The sequence below is a fragment of the Bacillus sp. FJAT-27231 genome (genome assembly GCF_001183975.1).
In the GTDB taxonomy this organism is placed as follows: Bacteria; Bacillota; Bacilli; order Bacillales; family Domibacillaceae; genus Pseudobacillus; species Pseudobacillus wudalianchiensis.
Genome location: NZ_LFZU01000004.1, coordinates 1 through 927, shown reverse-complemented (window position 1 = coordinate 927; position 927 = coordinate 1). Strand labels below are relative to the sequence as shown.

Below are 927 nucleotides of genomic sequence, written 5' to 3'. Positions count from 1 at the left end.
CCTTGTGGTTGTTGGTTCGCTTGCTTTGCGACTGTACCTTTCAGTGACAGAATAGACTATATCTTCACCCTTATTCTATAAGGGGCTGGGCACTTCGAACAGCGTTTACTGCCCTACGAGATTCATAGTCATAGCTTTTACCTTAGACCGTTTTCTCTAGTCGTTGAACCTTCTCCAGAGTTTCCTCACAGGAGCTTGGCTGCTGATTATCCATTGTTCCATCTCCATCATTTTCACACCTTCACGTTGACCGTTTCCAGTTACGTTGTGGTTGATGAAGCTTTAGGAAGTTCCAGCAATTCACCCAGTGATCCTCTTATCCGTTACCAGATAAGACGCCCTTCTTATCTAATTATCTCAAGAGTTGTAAAACGCCTTGAGGCATTTGATTCGATTGAGCCAACATTGCTTGTGCTGCTTGAGAAAGAATAGAATTCTTCGTTTGGTTCATCATTTCTTTCGCCATCGTGCGAACATTTGCTTTCACAAATGACCAGACTATATCTTCACCCTCTAGCAATCTAGTAGGGGTCGGGCACTTCGGATTCACAATGCTGATGATACATTGTTTCACCTATGGATTCATCGTCATAGCTTTCGCCTTAGACGGTTTCCTAGTCGTTGAACCTTCTCCAGAGTTTCCTCACAGGAGCTTGGCTGCTGATTGCCCAATCTTTTCTTTTTTAGACCGTCACGCTTGTCGTTTCCAACTACGTTGTGGTAAGAAAAGCTCTAAGGGGTTTCCAGCAATTCACCCGATAATAATCACTAACCGTTACCAGCTAGGACGACTGTGCTTGTCACTGCCTAAGCAGCTAAAGCATAATCTACGTCACGGATACGAGATTCCGCTGCAGTTAGGTTTTCAGAAGATGTACCTAAGTTGTTAATTGTGTGTTCTAGACGGTTTTGGTATGCACCAAGTTT

1 protein-coding gene and 1 pseudogene are annotated in these 927 nt (G+C 43.8%); both read right to left on the bottom strand.

The window, feature by feature from the left end:
- Positions 1-352: 352 nt before the first annotated feature.
- Positions 353-466, bottom strand: a pseudogene (locus tag AC623_RS22060) (flagellin); the annotation flags it as partial.
- A gap of 341 nt (positions 467-807) precedes the next feature.
- A partial coding sequence (locus AC623_RS21310; RefSeq protein ID WP_269429944.1) for a flagellin occupies positions 808-927 on the bottom strand: 120 nt, incomplete at its 5' end.